The 16,566-nt window shown below is 46.6% G+C and carries 13 protein-coding genes and 1 rRNA gene; 5 read left to right on the forward strand and 9 right to left on the reverse strand.

From position 1 onward, the window contains the following. A 16S ribosomal RNA gene (locus tag K5Q99_RS18915) occupies positions 1 to 223 on the reverse strand; the annotation flags it as partial. Positions 224 to 884: 661 nt separating this feature from the next. Between K5Q99_RS18915 and K5Q99_RS18920 the strand changes: the two genes are divergently transcribed. Then, complete coding sequence (locus K5Q99_RS18920; protein ID WP_106648471.1) at positions 885 to 1,349, forward strand: RNA-binding protein; 465 nt, start codon at positions 885 to 887, stop codon at positions 1,347 to 1,349. Between the two features lie 37 nt (positions 1,350 to 1,386). Here the strand turns inward: K5Q99_RS18920 and murI are convergent, their stop codons facing one another. Beyond that, positions 1,387 to 2,211, reverse strand: a complete 825-nt coding sequence (gene murI, locus K5Q99_RS18925) for a glutamate racemase (RefSeq protein ID WP_106648472.1) — start codon at positions 2,209 to 2,211, stop codon at positions 1,387 to 1,389. Between the two features lie 243 nt (positions 2,212 to 2,454). On the opposite strand from murI, the gene trmA reads away from it, so the two are divergent. Then, complete coding sequence (trmA, locus tag K5Q99_RS18930) at positions 2,455 to 3,552, forward strand: tRNA (uridine(54)-C5)-methyltransferase TrmA (protein ID WP_220777778.1); 1,098 nt, start codon at positions 2,455 to 2,457, stop codon at positions 3,550 to 3,552. A 128-nt stretch (positions 3,553 to 3,680) separates the two neighbouring features. Here the strand turns inward: trmA and fabR are convergent, their stop codons facing one another. Next, a complete protein-coding gene (gene fabR, locus K5Q99_RS18935; RefSeq protein ID WP_006083621.1) occupies positions 3,681 to 4,295 on the reverse strand; it encodes an HTH-type transcriptional repressor FabR in 615 nt (204 codons plus the stop codon). Positions 4,296 to 4,439: 144 nt separating this feature from the next. Between fabR and K5Q99_RS18940 the strand changes: the two genes are divergently transcribed. From K5Q99_RS18940 to mnmH, 3 genes are all read left to right on the forward strand, one after another. After that, positions 4,440 to 5,546 (forward strand): acyl-CoA desaturase, encoded by a 1,107-nt coding sequence (locus K5Q99_RS18940; RefSeq protein WP_220777779.1) that lies wholly within the window; start codon positions 4,440 to 4,442, stop codon positions 5,544 to 5,546. A 95-nt stretch (positions 5,547 to 5,641) separates the two neighbouring features. Continuing rightward, positions 5,642 to 6,700 carry a selenide, water dikinase SelD gene (selD, locus tag K5Q99_RS18945; protein ID WP_220777780.1) on the forward strand — a complete coding sequence of 353 codons (1,059 nt, stop codon included), beginning with the start codon at positions 5,642 to 5,644 and terminating at the stop codon, positions 6,698 to 6,700. Next, positions 6,700 to 7,806, forward strand: coding sequence for a tRNA 2-selenouridine(34) synthase MnmH (gene mnmH, locus K5Q99_RS18950; RefSeq protein WP_220777781.1), 1,107 nt, complete (start codon positions 6,700 to 6,702; stop codon positions 7,804 to 7,806). The genes selD and mnmH overlap by 1 nt, the downstream gene beginning before the upstream one ends. Before the next feature lie 78 nt (positions 7,807 to 7,884). On the opposite strand, the gene K5Q99_RS18955 is transcribed toward mnmH, so the two are convergent. From K5Q99_RS18955 to K5Q99_RS18980, 6 genes are all read right to left on the reverse strand, one after another. Beyond that, positions 7,885 to 9,747 (reverse strand): MFS transporter, encoded by a 1,863-nt coding sequence (locus K5Q99_RS18955; RefSeq protein ID WP_220777782.1) that lies wholly within the window; start codon positions 9,745 to 9,747, stop codon positions 7,885 to 7,887. Continuing rightward, positions 9,738 to 10,349, reverse strand: coding sequence for a TetR/AcrR family transcriptional regulator (locus K5Q99_RS18960; protein ID WP_220777783.1), 612 nt, complete (start codon positions 10,347 to 10,349; stop codon positions 9,738 to 9,740). Before K5Q99_RS18960 ends, K5Q99_RS18955 begins: the two co-directional genes overlap by 10 nt. A gap of 298 nt (positions 10,350 to 10,647) precedes the next feature. Continuing rightward, positions 10,648 to 11,091, reverse strand: coding sequence for a GNAT family N-acetyltransferase (locus K5Q99_RS18965; RefSeq protein WP_220777784.1), 444 nt, complete (start codon positions 11,089 to 11,091; stop codon positions 10,648 to 10,650). Between the two features lie 7 nt (positions 11,092 to 11,098). After that, on the reverse strand, positions 11,099 to 11,911 hold the full coding sequence (gene cysQ, locus K5Q99_RS18970) for a 3'(2'),5'-bisphosphate nucleotidase CysQ (protein ID WP_106648480.1): 813 nt from the start codon (positions 11,909 to 11,911) through the stop codon (positions 11,099 to 11,101). Between the two features lie 71 nt (positions 11,912 to 11,982). Beyond that, complete coding sequence (gene nudE, locus K5Q99_RS18975; RefSeq protein WP_106651723.1) at positions 11,983 to 12,534, reverse strand: ADP compounds hydrolase NudE; 552 nt, start codon at positions 12,532 to 12,534, stop codon at positions 11,983 to 11,985. Between the two features lie 236 nt (positions 12,535 to 12,770). Continuing rightward, positions 12,771 to 16,566: Ig-like domain-containing protein (locus K5Q99_RS18980; protein ID WP_220777785.1), on the reverse strand; the 3,796-nt coding region annotated here is incomplete at its 5' end.

Below are 16,566 nucleotides of genomic sequence, written 5' to 3' on the forward strand. Positions count from 1 at the left end.
TCGCGGAAGGCCCGAAGGTCCCCTCCTTTCCCCCGTAGGGCGTATGCGGTATTAGCAGTCGTTTCCAACTGTTATCCCCCTCGACTGGGCAGATCCCTAGGCATTACTCACCCGTCCGCCGCTCGCCACCTCAGAAGTAAACTCCCTTGTGCTGCCGCTCGACTTGCATGTGTTAGGCCTGCCGCCAGCGTTCAATCTGAGCCATGATCAAACTCTTCAATTAAAGTTTTGTTGTTTGACTTACGTCAAACGGCTCAACGAATTCTGTTCGACTCCTATTTATTCGAAAATAAGTAGTAAGTCTTTGTACATATTGCTATGAACACTCATCACTCTCGTGAAAGAATTGGTTGATTTAAATTTTTGACTGCCAACCCGAAGGTTAAGCAGTTTCGATTAACTCAACGCCTGTGAGTGTCCACACAGATTTGCTTGATAAATTGTTAAAGAGCGTTGACCACACACTGAGTTTTCAGCGGGTCAGGGCTGCGTATTTTACGCATTCCCGTTAGTGCGTCAAGTAGTTTTTTCAACTTTCTCAACACTCATCGCTTAGCTTGCTAACCGATGAACTGCTTGGCTTTCTTTGCTTAACTTACGTTTCGCTGTCTGCCGTGTCAGTGGATGCGCATTATAGGGAGATTGAGAAAGTCCGCAAGGGCTTTTTAGCGATCATTGAATCGTACGTCGATATTTTAAACGTTATGACTACTTTTTAGCTTTTAGGCCCTATTTATCGGAGATAAGTCTGCTTTTTTAGCTAATAATTGATAATTCACGCTCAATATTTCAGCAATGGTCTAGTGTAAAAGTAAATAATTCATTACCATATACTTGCTGTTAACAGTTATTTATCAATTTTCCATTCATCAGAGAGCATTCTTATGCAAAAGTCATTTCTTATTGTTTTGATTGTCGCCATTGTTGGCGCCTTTGTGCTATTTCAGTTTGCACCTACGCTGCCGGCTTATATTGCCTTCGTTGCAGGCGTTATCGTGACTAGCCTTATCTTTAAACTTGTTCCAGAGTCTTCATCATCTCATGCTACAGAAGAACAATATGTTGGTCCTACTATGACCTTATATGTAGGTAACCTGCCTTATCGTGTCCATGAAGGTGAAGTAAAAGTATTGTTTGGTGAGTTTGGCCCAGTAAACTCTGTGCGTTTAGTCAGAGATCGTAAGACTGGTCGTCGTAAAGGTTTTGGTTTTGTGGAGATGTCAGAGTCTGGCGCTCAGAAGGCCATGGTTAAACTGAATGACTATAGCTTCCAAGAAAGAACCTTAAAAGTAAGAGAAGCCAAAACACAAGATTCGGAAGCTGCCGACCGTACAGGTACTGACGAGTAGCATTACCGTTTAAACTGTTTTGTTTGACGTTGTAAATTTAGTTGGTTGTGGTGATTCGTTCGATAGTTGAAAAGCCACAATCAATTAATGTTGTTATTAAGCCTTCACTGATTTCCGCTTTAGTATAGAACGCCTGCATTGCTGACTCCCCTACTGCTTCTTTCTCATTTGTTACTCTGCGCTGCTCCACAATAAGATTCTGTTGCGTTAAAAGAGTCACGACTCGCTTAGCTATCGCAGCGCCAGAATCCATTAGCGTTACGCCCTCACCGAGCACTTGTTGTAATTCAGCTTTGATCATCGGGAAGTGAGTACAACCCAGTACGAGAACATCTAATTGCGCGGCAACGACTGGCGCCAGTAGATCTGCCAGTCTGTGCATGTCCATTTCACCTGTCGCTATTTTTTGCTCCGCCATCATGACGAGTTCAGAACAACCAAAAAGTTCGACATGGCAATCATCAGCAAATTGGCTGATGAGTTCATGGGTATAATGACGCTTAACTGTGCCTGGTGTAGCCAAGAGTCCAATGCGTTTACTCTTAGACATCTGTGCTGCTGGTTTAATAGCGGGTACTACGCCCACAACAGGAATACAGAGGTTTGCACGTAATGCCGGTAACACAACTGTGCTCGCGGTATTGCAGGCGACGACCACTATAATGGCATTGGTGCGAGCTACAAGATCACATACTAATTTGACACAGCCAGAAATTAATATCTGCTCTTCTAACTCGCCATAGGGCAACCTCGCATTGTCGAAAAGATAACAATAGTCGCTATGGGGCAAACTTTTGCGGATTTCAGCCAAAACGGATAGACCACCAATCCCAGAATCAAACACTAATATAGGTCGCGACAAGTAAATCTCCCGTTTCGGTTACAACAAGTAGGCTATACAGATTGAACGCATTACAACATTAAGTGATTCGATGTTTGATGATTGGATGAATTCAACCAAATACGCATTGAATATCCATAGAATCACACTCAAGCGCGCGGATTTTCCCACAGCTTTGCGTAAACAGCAAAAGCAAGATGCTGGACATTCGTGTCACCTAGTATAATATTTGCGCCCCAATTTACAGCAACGGTGAATCAAACAATGAACTTAGCAGCAATGGACCCTCAGACTTATGATACGCAGTTAGAACACAAGCGTATCAAGCTAGAACAAGCCTTTGCCCAATTTGAAACACCGAGTGTTGAAGTTTTTGCCTCAGAGCCTGCCAACTACCGTATGCGTGCTGAATTCCGCATGTGGCATGACGGTGACGACTTATACTATTACATGTTCGATAAAGTATTGAATGAGAAAGTGCGATGCGATCAATACTTGCCAGCCAGCGTGCTCATCAATCAAATGATGTCGGCCTTAATCGCCGAACTAAAACCGAATCCTAGTCTAAGACATAAGCTGTTCCAAGTGGATTTTTTGTCGACTTTAAGCGGCGAGATTTTAGTGTCTTTGCTTTATCACAGGCAGCTTGATGACCAATGGCGCGCCGATGCGGCTGCATTGAAAGCCAAGTTAAGTAGCCAGTTTAACGTCAACATTATCGGCCGTGCCCGTAAGCAAAAAATCGATTTAGATAAAGACTTTGTGGTTGAGTCATTACAAGTGAATGAAAAAACCTTCTTATATAAGCAAATCGAGAACAGCTTTACTCAACCGAATGCCAAAGTTTCCGTAAAAATGCTGGAGTGGGCTATCGATGCGACTCAGAAGAGTGAAGGGGATTTACTCGAGCTCTACTGTGGTAATGGCAACTTCTCAATCGCACTGGCGCAAAACTTTAATCGCGTATTGGCCACCGAACTCGCTAAGCCCTCAGTCGATGCGGCGCAATACAATATCGAAGTGAATGGTATTGAGAACCTGCAGATTATTCGCATGTCGGCCGAAGACTTTAGCGATGCCATGGCGAAGAAACGCAGCTTTAGACGTTTAGAAGGTATCGATCTCGACAGCTATGTGTGCAACACCATTTTTGTCGACCCACCCCGCGCAGGGATTGATCCAGATACGTTGGCGTTAGTACAAGGTTACGAGCGGATCTTATATATTTCCTGCAACCCTGAAACCTTAAAAGACAATCTGCAGCAACTGAACCAAACCCATAAAGTCACTCGTTTCGCCTTGTTTGATCAGTTCCCTTATACCGATCACATGGAAACAGGTGTACTACTAGAGCGTCGTTAGTCACCTCAAATACATTGAACTCGACTGCATAGCAGTTAAACGTAGCTAGAACTCAAACATAAATTCACTAAAAATAATGGAGCCTCAGGCTCCATTATTTTTAGCAGCTGATGTGCAGATCACTCAGATTAGCGGTGCTCAACCTTATGCTGCAAAGCCTCGGCGCCTTTGGCGACCATACGCAGTTGCATGACTAATTGATCGGCAAGAATTTTACGATCAGCACGTTTCATATCTAATGCGGAAGCGCCGGCGTTAAACACCAAAGTGACTAAAGCTTCTGCTTGTGCCCGAGCTAATAACGGAGTTCGGCCCGCTTTCGCTTCAGTATAGTGAGCCAATTCAGAAATAAAATGTTCAATTTCGCGGGCAACCGCCGCACGGAACGCTGCTGAGGTTCCTGAACGTTCATGCAATAAGATACGGAATACGTTTGGATTAGAATCAAGCACTTCCATAAAAGTATCAACAGATATACGGATCACACTGCCACCGGCTTCGGCTCGCTGACGACCTTTGCGCATCATCTGCCTGAGTGTTAACCCACCCTCGTCCACCATAGTGAGACCGAGTTCGTTCATATCTTTAAAATGGCGATAAAAAGATGTCGGCGCAATATTGGCTTCCCGAGCAACCTCTCGCAAACTCAGACTTGAGAAACTGCGCTCAGCACTTAGCTGATTAAAGGCCGCATCGACTAAAGCTCGACGAGTTTTCTCTTTTTGCTGTGCTCGAATACCCATTCTTAAATCCGCTAACTGAATGTAATGACGCGATAATACCGCTTTTAGGCATTAAACACAGCCCCATCGTCCTTGACCAAACAATATAGCTAAGCTAAATTAGCTTACAGATGTACGCTCAAAAGCGAATTTTGGAAACCTATAATGAAAAAACCCCCTATCATCTGGCTTAATGTCAGTCTGTTTGCCATCACTTTCCTCAGTGCGGTGATCTTAGTTCCATGGCGCGGTATTGTTCACGGCTATGGTGCTAGTGAATGGATCGCTTTTATTGTCTTAGCCTTTGCCAGTGGTCTGTCGATCACCGCAGGTTATCACAGACTATGGTCACACAAGGCCTATAAAGCCCATTCAGCCGTGCGGTTTATGTATGCACTCGGTGGCGCTTTAGCATTACAAAACAGTGCATTACACTGGGCATCCGATCACAGAGTGCACCATAAGCACGTCGATGATAACGACAAAGATCCGTACTCAGCCAACATGGGATTCTGGTACAGCCATATAGGTTGGATGCTGCGTGAGTATCAGTCGCAACGCTATCATGATTATCAAAATGTGCGCGATCTGCAAAATGACCGTATCGTTATGTGGCAACACAAACATTACCTCGCACTTGTATTGCTGATGAACATTGGACTGCCTGCCCTGCTCGGCTGGTTAAATGGCGATGTACTGTCTATGTTACTGATGGCGGGTTTACTGCGTTTAGTGGTGGTGCATCACTGCACTTTCTTCATCAACTCTTTAGCGCACGTGTGGGGCAGCCAGCCTTATACCGATAAGAACACCGCCCGCGATAATGGCTTTCTCGCCATGTTGACCTACGGTGAGGGCTACCATAATTTCCATCACATCTTCGAAAATGACTATCGTAATGGCATTAAATGGTGGCACTACGATCCAACTAAATGGTTGATTAAGTCATTATCTTGGTTGGGGTTAGCCAAGGACTTGCGTACGAGTCCACAGGAACGTATCGAGAGCGCACGCTTGCAGATGCAGCTGCTGCGGACCAAGAACAAAGTCGTGCACTTACCCAATGCCGATGAAATTATTGAAAAAGTCCAAGCTGAGTATGAATTACTCAAACTGCACTTAATGGATTACTACAAAGCACAGAAAACCTTGCTTGAGGCCAAACGCAAGCAACTTGTCGATCAGCAGCTATTGCAGCAAGTTGAAGAGCTAAAGGCGCGTTTTTTAGTCCAGCAAAAACATTGGCGCAGCCTAACCGCAACTTATAGCTAAACCACAATTCTGCCCGAAAGTCATACGGCCACCTTGCATGGTGGCCGTATCTGATTATGATGATGCCTTAATCACTTAAATAGGCTGTTGAGATCATGTCAGATTCCCCAGTTACACTCCCAGAATCAATCAAACTAACAGAATATAGTCATGGTGCAGGTTGTGGCTGCAAGATATCCCCTAAGGTGCTCAGCACTATATTAGCCTCGCAATTACCCGTGTTTACCGATCCTAATCTGCTGGTCGGCAATCAAAGCCGTGACGATGCCGCAGTGTATAAACTCAATGACGACATAGGCATCATCAGCACTACCGATTTTTTCATGCCAATTGTTGACGATCCCTTCACCTTTGGCCGCATCGCTGCGACCAATGCGATCAGTGATATTTATGCCATGGGCGGCACGCCTATCATGGCGATCGCTATTTTAGGCTGGCCAATCAATAAGCTACCTGCAGAAGTCGCACAACAAGTAGTCGATGGCGGCAGACAGGCCTGTATGGAAGCCGGGATCATGCTAGCCGGTGGCCACAGCATAGATGCACCCGAACCGATTTTTGGCCTCGCGGTTACCGGGCAAATTGCCTTAACTGATTTAAAACAGAATGATACTGCTAAAGCGGGCGATCGTTTATATCTCACTAAACCTATCGGCATTGGCATTTTAACCACAGCGCAAAAACAGAAAAAGCTCAAAGATGAAGACAATCTCATTGCGGTCAATGCCATGTGCCAGCTGAATACTATAGGCACGACGATTGCCAAAATTAGCGGCGTAAACGCCCTGACCGATGTCACAGGATTTGGACTAGCGGGACACCTGCTCGAAATGTGCCAAGGTGCCAAGCTCACGGCAAAACTCAAATTTGATGCGGTGCCGTTACTGCCACGCGCCTTAGATTACTTAGCCTTAGGTTGCGTTCCTGGCGGGACTCACCGAAATTACGACAGTTATGGCGAGCATCTCCCCGAGCTCAGCGAGCATCAGAAAGCGATACTGTGCGATCCGCAAACCAGTGGTGGCCTGTTAGTTGCCGTCTCGGCCGAAGCCGAAGCGGAATTGATTGCCCTTCTCGATGCGCATCACATCGCCCCAATTTGCATTGGATCACTGGAAGCCCCCACCACTGCAGCGAATGTGGTGTTGTGCTGATGCCAAGCGCTATTGTAGCTGCAGAGCAATATCGGGAAATTTTCCTCAACCAACATCCCATAATGGATGTGCGAGCGCCGATAGAGTTTACTCGAGGTGCGTTTCCTAACTCGACCAACTTACCCTTGATGCTGGATAGTGAAAGGGAAAAAGTCGGCACTTGTTATAAACAATCAGGTCAGCAAGCCGCGATTGCATTAGGTCATTCACTGGTGAATGGTCCCATCAAGCAACAGAGAATCGAGGCTTGGGCAAGCTATGTAAAAGCCAACCCCAACGCCTACCTTTATTGTTTTCGTGGCGGCTTACGCTCGCAACTCTCGCAACAATGGCTTAAAGAAGCGGGGATCGAAGTCCCCTATATTCAAGGTGGCTATAAGGCCATGCGCCAATATCTTATTGGCGTGATTGAAGCGGCACCAGCTCAGCAACCGTTATTAAGTTTGAGCGGGATGACGGGCTGCGGTAAAACTGATTTTCTATTAAAACGTAAAGAAGCGGTTGATCTTGAAGGGATAGCCAATCACAGAGGCTCTAGTTTTGGGAAGAATATCGACCCACAGCCAACGCAGATCAACTTTGAAAATCAGCTTGCCATTGCCTTGCTACAGCATCAAGCGAGTGACGCAGCCTGTTTACTGCTCGAAGATGAAAGCTTCCTGATCGGCCGTTCGGCGCTGCCGCAGACATTTTACAATGCCATGCAAGCCGCTAATGTTTTAGTGCTAGAAGAGTCGGATGATGCGAGGCTCGAACGCTTACGCTATGAATATGTGCATAAAATGTATAGCGGCTTCTGTGAGCGCCTAGGGCCGGAAGCAGGTTTTGCGGCTTTCAGTGAATATCTATTACAGAGTTTAGTGAGCATTCGCAAACGTCTAGGCGGAAAACAACATCAAGAACTGCAAGATTTGATGCAACAAGCCCTCGATCAACAAATCAGTCAGAATGATACTTCGCTGCACTTAGTCTGGATAAACCTGTTATTGCACAAGTATTACGATCCTATGTATCAATACCAATTACAGAAAAAGTCTGAACGTGTACTCTTTAAAGGTTCGCACCAAGCGATGCATGAGTGGCTGGATAGCTATCAAACACGATAAATCGCCACCCTAAAATAAAATAACCGCGAACATTTGCTTCGCGGTTATCACTTCACTTTATTTCATACCTTAACGAATTTATGACTTGCCCAGCAGGCTCGCCACTTGGACTCGCAAAGATTCCTTATTCGCAAGCTTACCATCGACGGCATCCGTTAAATCCACCGACACCCTTGACCAAAAACGCTTGGGCATTTTAGCTAAGGCATGCCCGCCCTTGTGGCTAAAGTAAGAACCCCATAATCCGTGTAATGCCATGGGAATAACAGGCACAGGATCTCTGGCGAGGATTTTATCGATACCGGGACGGAATTCACCTAATTCACCGTCAGGGGTGAGTCGACCCTCAGGGAAAATACACACCAATTCGCCATTTATCAGCGCTTCGTGGATAGTCTCAAACGCTTGGTTATAAGTGGTTTCACTCTGTCTAGGGGAACAGATAGGGATCACTCCAGCGTGACGGAATAAATATTTCAGCAAAGGAATTTCGCTGATGGACTTATCCATTACAAAACGAATAGGCCGAGTCGATGCTCCCATAATAATCAAGGCATCCACATAGCTCACATGGTTGCAGACTATGATGCCGGCCCCTTCCTTTGGAATTCTCTCTCGGCCAGTTACAGTCACGCGGTACATAACATGACTCAATAAGTAACTGATAAATCGCTGAGTAAATTCTGGCACTTGTGAATAAACATAGAGAGCGACGACAAAGTTCATCACGGCAAGCAGTAGGAATAACTGCGGAATCGTCCAACCCGCAACGCCAAGCAGCAAGATAGATAACAGCGCCGAAGCCACCATAAACAGAGAGTTCATAATGTTATTGGCAGCAATCGCCTGAGCACATTCGCCCTTGGCCGAACGGGACTGAATAAAGGCGTATAAGGGGACGATGAACAAGCCGCCGCTAACGCCGATCATAAAGAAATCTAGCATCACCCGATAATGTTGCGACTCGACAATAAAGGCTTTTAATCCATAGACAAAACCAGCATCCACTGGCACAGGTGGAATCGCCCAAAGCAAATCGACACCAAAGACAGTTAATCCCAATACCCCGAATGGCAGCAAACCGAGTTCAACATGGCCGTAGGAAAAACGTTCACAGACGAAGGAGCCAACAGCGATTCCGATGGAAAACATGCCCAACAATAACGACACCACAGTCGCACCAGAATGCAGGTGCAGCTTGGCAAAGTTAGGGAATTGGGTCAGATAGGTCGCACCTAAAAACCAAAACCAACTGATAGCGAGGATAGCCATCCAGATTGAAGGTGTTTGACGGGCTTTTTTGATGCTACGCCAAGTGCCTGATAACGGTCTGAAACGTATTTTTTCGATAACGCCCTGCGGTGGTAAAGCAGGAATAGCTCGACTCGATAGGTAGCCTGCTAAGGCCAATACGGCAACGGTAATGGCAGCCCAAAGCGTACCGTTGACTTCAGAAACTAAAATCCCCGCACTCAAAGTGCCCACCAGAATAGAGAGAAAAGTGCCCATCTCAACCCAAGCATTACCTGTGACTAACTCATCGTCTTTCAAGGCTTGGGGCAGCAGGGAATATTTTACTGGACCGAAGTAAGCCGACTGACTACCGGTTAAAAATAGCAGCAATAACATCATCATGTAGTTCTCGATCACTATCGCGATAGCGGCGCAGGACATAATAATGACTTCGAGTAGTTTTAATCGACGGATAAGTTTGGCCTTATCCATATTATCGGCAACCACACCCGCGTGGGCCGAAAACAGGAAAAACGGTAGGATGAACACCCCAGCGGCTAAATTCACAAACATATCGACGCTTATGGGTAAGTCTTTGACTTGACTGAAAGTCACTAATAGCAGCAACACATTTTTATAAATGTTGTCATTCAATGCGCCTAAGCACTGAGTCGCAAAATAAGGTAAAAAACGTTTTGTTAGCAGCATGATAGTTCCCTCTGATAACCCATTCCTTGTAGATAAGCCTGCACATGGCTCTCGAGTAAATTCCGCAGTGATAACGATTCAGCAAAGAGCTTATTATCGAGGGATAAAGCAGTTAGTCCATGAATTCCACCCCACAACACACGGCTCATAATGAGATGCTGCTCCGGAGTCGCCTCAGGGAAGATCTGCGCTAACTCACGTTCAATCAGTATGAATAACCCTGCAATCAATTGCCCTTGTGATGTCGGCAAAGGCTCAGAATCGAGTAATTGCAGCTCAAAAACCAACTTGAAAGCTTGCCGCTGCTCATTGGCAAACTGACTATACTCCCACGCCATTGCAATGATTTTACGCAAACTGTCGGCAGCGCAAACACCCGCTAATCGATCGTGTAAAGTCCTAAGCGTTGCCTCAGAAACCGCCAGCAACAAATAGTTATAACTGCCGAACATATTGATCAAGGTGCTAGGGACATAGCCAATTTGGCTAGCCACTTTGCGTAAGCTCAGCCCTACAACACCTTGTTCGGTCAATAACTCAGTTGCCGCTTGGATTGCCATAGCGCGAATTTCATCATGGCTGTGTTCTTTTCGTCTGGCCATAGGTCTCACCCCCTGTTGGATAGTAAGAGACTAACAGCAGTCAAAATAAAAAACAACGTTCAAAATAAGTTTGTTTTACGTACAGCCGCGGGTAAATAGTGAAGGATATCATTGAGAATGATAAATAAGGATAGACGCTCGAAATCGATTCACTCAGTAAAACTGAACTATATATGTGGGATTACACGACACAAAATAACATAAAAAACGGCGCGCTCAGTCAGCACGCCGTCCATTATTTTGGTTTAAAAATCATTCTTAATTCAAAGGTGTTTTTAATTAAAAGTGACCATGGAATTTAAGGCCTGCGATAAGTCATCACCACTCTATCTGCACCAGCGCCAAAATAATCGGCCTCAAAAGCCGAATCAACGAAACCTAAATGCTGATATAAGCCATGGGCAGGATTACTCGGGTCAACCGTTAGACACACACGTTCAACAGAGACGGGTAACTCAGCTAAACACTGCTGCATCAAACGTTTGCCTAATCCCTTTCCACGAGCATCTTCACTGACTGCAACAGATAAAATCCACCTACAAGTAGGATCGCCACTCTGGGCACAGAGCAAATAACCTTGCAGAAGATTATCTTCATCCACCGCCACTAAAAATTGCTCTGGCCAGCAATCAAATCCCTGACGGAAGAAAAAATCGGGATAACTATGCTCACCAAAAATGGCTTGCTCAAGCTGATAAACCGCTAATAACTCTGACTTTAATACCGGGCGTATAGACTGCATTCGAAAATCATTCACCTATTAAAATCTTATCCCACTCTAAGTTGGGTGCGCCCACTACGATAAAGTTAGGGTTTTCTAACGTCTCACGCTCATTGTAGGTTAACGGTTGCAGCTCAGTATCCATCAGCTGTCCACCCGCTTCCTCGACGATAATTTGCGCGGCTCCCGTGTCCCACTCACCCGTTGGTCCGACTCGTACATAACAATCGGCTCGACCTTCGGCAACGAGACAGCTCTTTAATGCTGCGCCGCCCATAACGACTAACTCGCAGTGTTTGGGATGGTTGAATAGGGTCAACACAGATTGAGGGTCCTGACGACGACTTACGGCTAATCGTAGGGAGACCTTTTCACGGTGCTCGATTTGGCGGCTGCTGATCCGCACTTCCTGTTTATCCGTGCGTTTGTATGCCCCTAAACCTGCAATCGCGTAATAACACACTTGCGTCATAGGCACATACACCACGCCCATCACGGGACGATTGTGCTCAACGAGTGCAATAATCACCGAGAAATCACCACTGCCAGCAATAAACTCACCCGTACCATCGAGTGGATCGACCAACCAATAGCGTTTCCAAGATTCACGTACGCTCAGAGGAATGTCGGCCGCCTCTTCAGATAACACAGGAATATCAGGCGTTAAAGCAGTTAATCGGTCACAAATGATCTGGTTCGCCGCTAAATCTGCGGAAGTGACAGGGGTATTGTCAGACTTCATTTCTCGCTCAAAATTACCTTTGAGATAAATGTCACGGATAGTTATCCCTGCATCGGTCGCAATCGCAATAACTTCGTCGATCAACTCTTCTGGCTTCATAACAACTCCAATCGCAAAGTTCGCGAATGTTTTGCAAGCGTTTCAGCTTTAAACGCTTAAAAGGAAAAAGATTATTTAAGGTATAAATACTTTTGCGCTAAAAACAACGCACTCACACTACGGGATTCGGAAAAATCGACATCATCGAGCAGGGCCTCCCAATCGGCGAGCGCCCAAGGCACCACATCAATGGGCTCTGGCTCATCACCTTCAAGGCGACTCTCATACAGATCTTCTGCAAGAAAAATTTGCATCTTACTGGAGAAATAACCCGGCGCTAGGCTAAGTTCTTTCAATAGCGTGAGCTTATTCGCCCCAAAGCCAATTTCTTCCTGCAATTCACGGTTAGCCGCTTCGACTGGCGATTCACCAGGGTCGATAAGACCTTTAGGAAACCCGAGCTCGTAATTATCGGTTCCGGCTGCATATTCCCGCGCCAGTAGCATTTGCCCTTGATGAATAGGCACTATCATCACAGCACCACGGCTGCCGCCTTTCATACGCTCGTATTGGCGTTCGACACCATTTGAGAACTTAAGATGCACTTGCTCAATTTGAAATAATCGGCTTTTCGCGACAACTTCGGTATGCAATATTTCCGGCTTATTCTGCCGCTGCGACATAACTGCCTCTAGATAAAAAAGCGATAAATTAAATAAGATAAGTGACAATCTTACTATTCTGTCTTTAATCTACAACCTGAATTTGTTACATGCTCCTAAGGGTAAGCTACAAATCCTTTGTGATATGCATCACAAACCAAGCTCAGCCTTAAGTGAACACCTTCAAAATATTCTCAAATATGATGTTTTTATTAGAGAGTAAAAAGGGGCGAATGCCCCTTTTGATATGCTAACGCTTAAAATTGATAACGTAGATTGAGCTGGTAACTGAGGAAGTCATTCGGCTCGATATCCACATACTGATACCCCAAGCCAACTGACCAAGCGTCGCTCACTTGATAGCTAAACCGCACACCGGCATACCAATCAGTGCCATCAAGCTCTGTGGTTAAACGGCTATTGCCCATAGTGCTACTGATATCTGCTTGCCATCGAAATAATCCGATAGGTACTTCAAACCGCCAAGCATCATGCTGCAGTAAGGTTAAACGCAATCCCAACATCACGCCATCAGCCAGTACGGGGGTCACGACTTTGACCTGCTCATGATATTGCGCCGGAGTGAGACTTGCACCCTCAATCCGCGCACTTCCATTACCAAAGTCGGCATAGCCTAATTCGATTGCCACCATGGAAGTCCATTGATAACCCACACTTAAGCCAAACGCAGTATCTTTGTCATCAACCGATGTCACTACGCCCGCTGCAGCGTCAGACTGTAACTCTCGTCTGCCGCTATCAACCTGAGCTTGGCCGACAAAGCCCTCGACATACCAGTTATCAGCGGCATTCGCTTGAGTCACTGTGCTGGCGAGCAACACAGCACCCAAGACCACTTTATGTAATTCACGGCGGCGAATTAAACCCGTCGCAACGATTAAGCCTAATGCCCACAAGGCCATACTACCTCCACCCGATTTGTTATCAATCACCACTTCTTGATAGGCTTTAACAGTAATCAACACTTGTCCTGTTGCCTCACCACCCAGCCCATCACTAATCCGATAGCTCACAGTATCAACACCATCGAATCCTGTTTTAGGGATATAACGCAGCTTGTTAGTCTCAATGGATACAGTCCCTTGCTGCGCGGTTGCGCTGACTAAGGTTAAAGCATTGCCATCTGGATCGCTGTCATTACTCAACACATCGAGTAGCAAGCTCGTTCTGTCGTCGGTTGCGGCGCTGTCGTTGACTGCCGTTGGTGCGGTATTGCCACTCACTACCACAGTCAACTCACTACTCGCAGTGCCACCTTTTCCATCGGTAATGCTATACACCAGCACATCAGTACCGATGAAATCGGTTGCTGGCGTGTAACTTAGCTGCTGATTAGCCAAGATGACGGCGGTACCAAACTCGCTAGTCACTTGTGTAACTGTCAAGGCATCACCATCACTATCGGTATCATTGGCGAGCACATCAACATCGAGGCTCTGATTCCAAGGTATAGAGGCAGTATCTGGGTTCGCCACAGGTAAATGGTTGCCATTGAGTATCACGGACACACCACTTGGATCGACGATAGTACGGTTAGCGACGCCATCGTCATCGTTTGGTCCACCATCTTCTATGGTTAACTGCACACACCAATGGCCTTCAGTTAATCCAGAAGTCCAACGACTGTCTCCGGGTGGAGGACAGAAACCACGCTCACCTTCACTACTGGCGACACTATTGCGCGTATCAATCACAAAATCCTTCCAACCATTTTGGGCTTGATACTTACGATATACCGCATTGGCAGGAACTGGCGAACGTTGTGGTATCACCAGACTGTAACTCTGCCCTTGTTGTGGCAATCCCGTCGCGATAAAGTCAAAAATACCGCCGACATTGGCCGCTATGCTGTCTTCTGGGACAAGATCAGGTAATAGTTGAATACCACTTTGCTCTTGCATCAGTGCAATATTACCTAAGCGTAAGCACACGCCAGCCTGCCCCTCAGCCAAGAAGTACACAGGCTGTAATTCACCTTCGGGCATAATGTTACAGTCGTTAATCGCATCCAAGTAATCAGGAATACCGTCATCATCTGAATCGGTAAAGCCTTCTTGAACATCTGGGATCAAATCACCGTCTGTGTCTGCGCCTGTCAATATAGGTAGGCTTGAACGTACAACAATGTAGACTCGTTCTGTGGTTGACAGCGCTGGCAAACCATTATCAGTAACCGTCACACTCACAGGGTAAATGCCCGGCAGGACAGATATCGGAGAGAAGAACATGCCCGCGTCATCGGACTGTAAGTTCAGAGAACCACTTGCCCATGTTGACGTTAAGCTATCCTGCATATTGGCGTCAGTGATATCGGCATCAATGCGTACATCACCGCCATTTTGCGCCACAATAAATTGGTGCACTCCCGCTTGAGTCACATCCAACGTTACCTTAGGCGCAATATTCGCTTCGGTGATCAACACCTGAGTTTGCTGCTTACTGCCCAAGTTCAAGCTAGGATCTAGATTAATCAGCACATCCTCATCCACTTCGACCTCACCATCTTCAAAGGTGCTAAAGCGGATCTCAGCTTGTTGGCCCGATGTCACTTCGACCACCCCATCAACCAAATCATGATCACTGCTACCTGCAGAGCCTGAAACGGTATAAGGCACAGAAAGTGGATATACGGGTGCGGCGCCATTAAGGTGTACGCTCACTACCACCTCATTGCCCTCACCGACAAGTTGATCTTTATTCAAGGAAATCAAAGGATGCACTTTCACCTTTTGTGCTTTAATCGCCTTATTACCATCGCGATCTATAGCTTGCCAGTAAGCTAAGTAGCTGCCAGGTGCGAAAAACAGACTCTTATTCACCAGAGAAACGGGCAATGGATGACCGTTACGATCGACCGCTTTTGCGAAGCCAAGCTTAACGCGAGTAAATAGGCCCGTCGCATTCACATCGACATCGTCAGGCAAAGTGATTACTGGCTGATTGTCCGACTCAGTGCCTTCAATCAATACATTCACTTTGGCACTTGCACGCCCCTTGTTACCATCACTGATGGTATAGCGAAGCGCCACAGGCCCGACATAGGCTTCAGGCGCAGTAAAGCTCAAGCCCTCACTGGTGATTTGCACACTGCCGATATCCGCAGCCGCGCCATCAATCGTTAAGGTATCACCATCGACATCAACATCGTTCGCGAGCACCGCAAGCGCATAAATATCGTTGGCGGTACTTGTTAATGTGTAGTCGTCATCAACCGCCTGCGGATCATCATTCACTGGCGTGACGTTAATCGTGACAGTTGCAGGCTCTGAACTCAGCTCGGTATCCTTAGCAATAAAGCTAAACACGTCTGTTCCATTGAAATCCTTCTCAGGGGTATATAACCAAACCGTACCATGTTGCTCTAATGTGCCGGATTCTGGCTGACTCACCACTTCATAGGTGAGCGGATCATTATCCACATCCTCTGCCGCAAGGGTGAGCGTCACCGAACTATCTTCCTCTAACGTCACAGTTGAGCTTGTCGCTACAGGTGCATCATTGACGTTGGTCACGGTAATGCTGAAGGACTGTTCAGCGGTTAAGCCATCCGTGTCCGTCACTCGCAGTAACACAGGGTGCGCGCCCACATCGGCATTGCCTGGCGTGCCACTTAACACGCCTGAAGTCGTATTGAAGCTCAACCAACTTGGTTTGGTCACCGCGCTTAAAGTTAATGTGTCACCCACATCGGTATCACTCGCCGCAAAGGTGTAGCTGTACGCCGCATCTTGAGTGGCAGCTGTGATGGCCGTTGAACCGATGGTCGGCGCATCATTGACGTTGGTCACGGTGATGCTGAAGCTTTGCTCTGCCGTTAAGCCGTCTGTGTCCGTCGCTCGCAGTGTCACGGGGTGCGCGCCCACATCGGCATTGCCTGGCGTGCCACTTAACACGCCTGAAGTCGTATTGAAGCTCAACCAACTTGGTTTGGTCACCGCGCTTAAAGTTAATGTGTCACCCACATCGGTATCACTCGCCGCAAAGGTGTAGCTGTACGCCGCATCTTGAGTGGCAGCTGTGATGGCCGTTGAA

The sequence above is a fragment of the Shewanella hafniensis genome (genome assembly GCF_019655335.1).
Classification (GTDB): domain Bacteria; phylum Pseudomonadota; class Gammaproteobacteria; order Enterobacterales; family Shewanellaceae; genus Shewanella; species Shewanella hafniensis.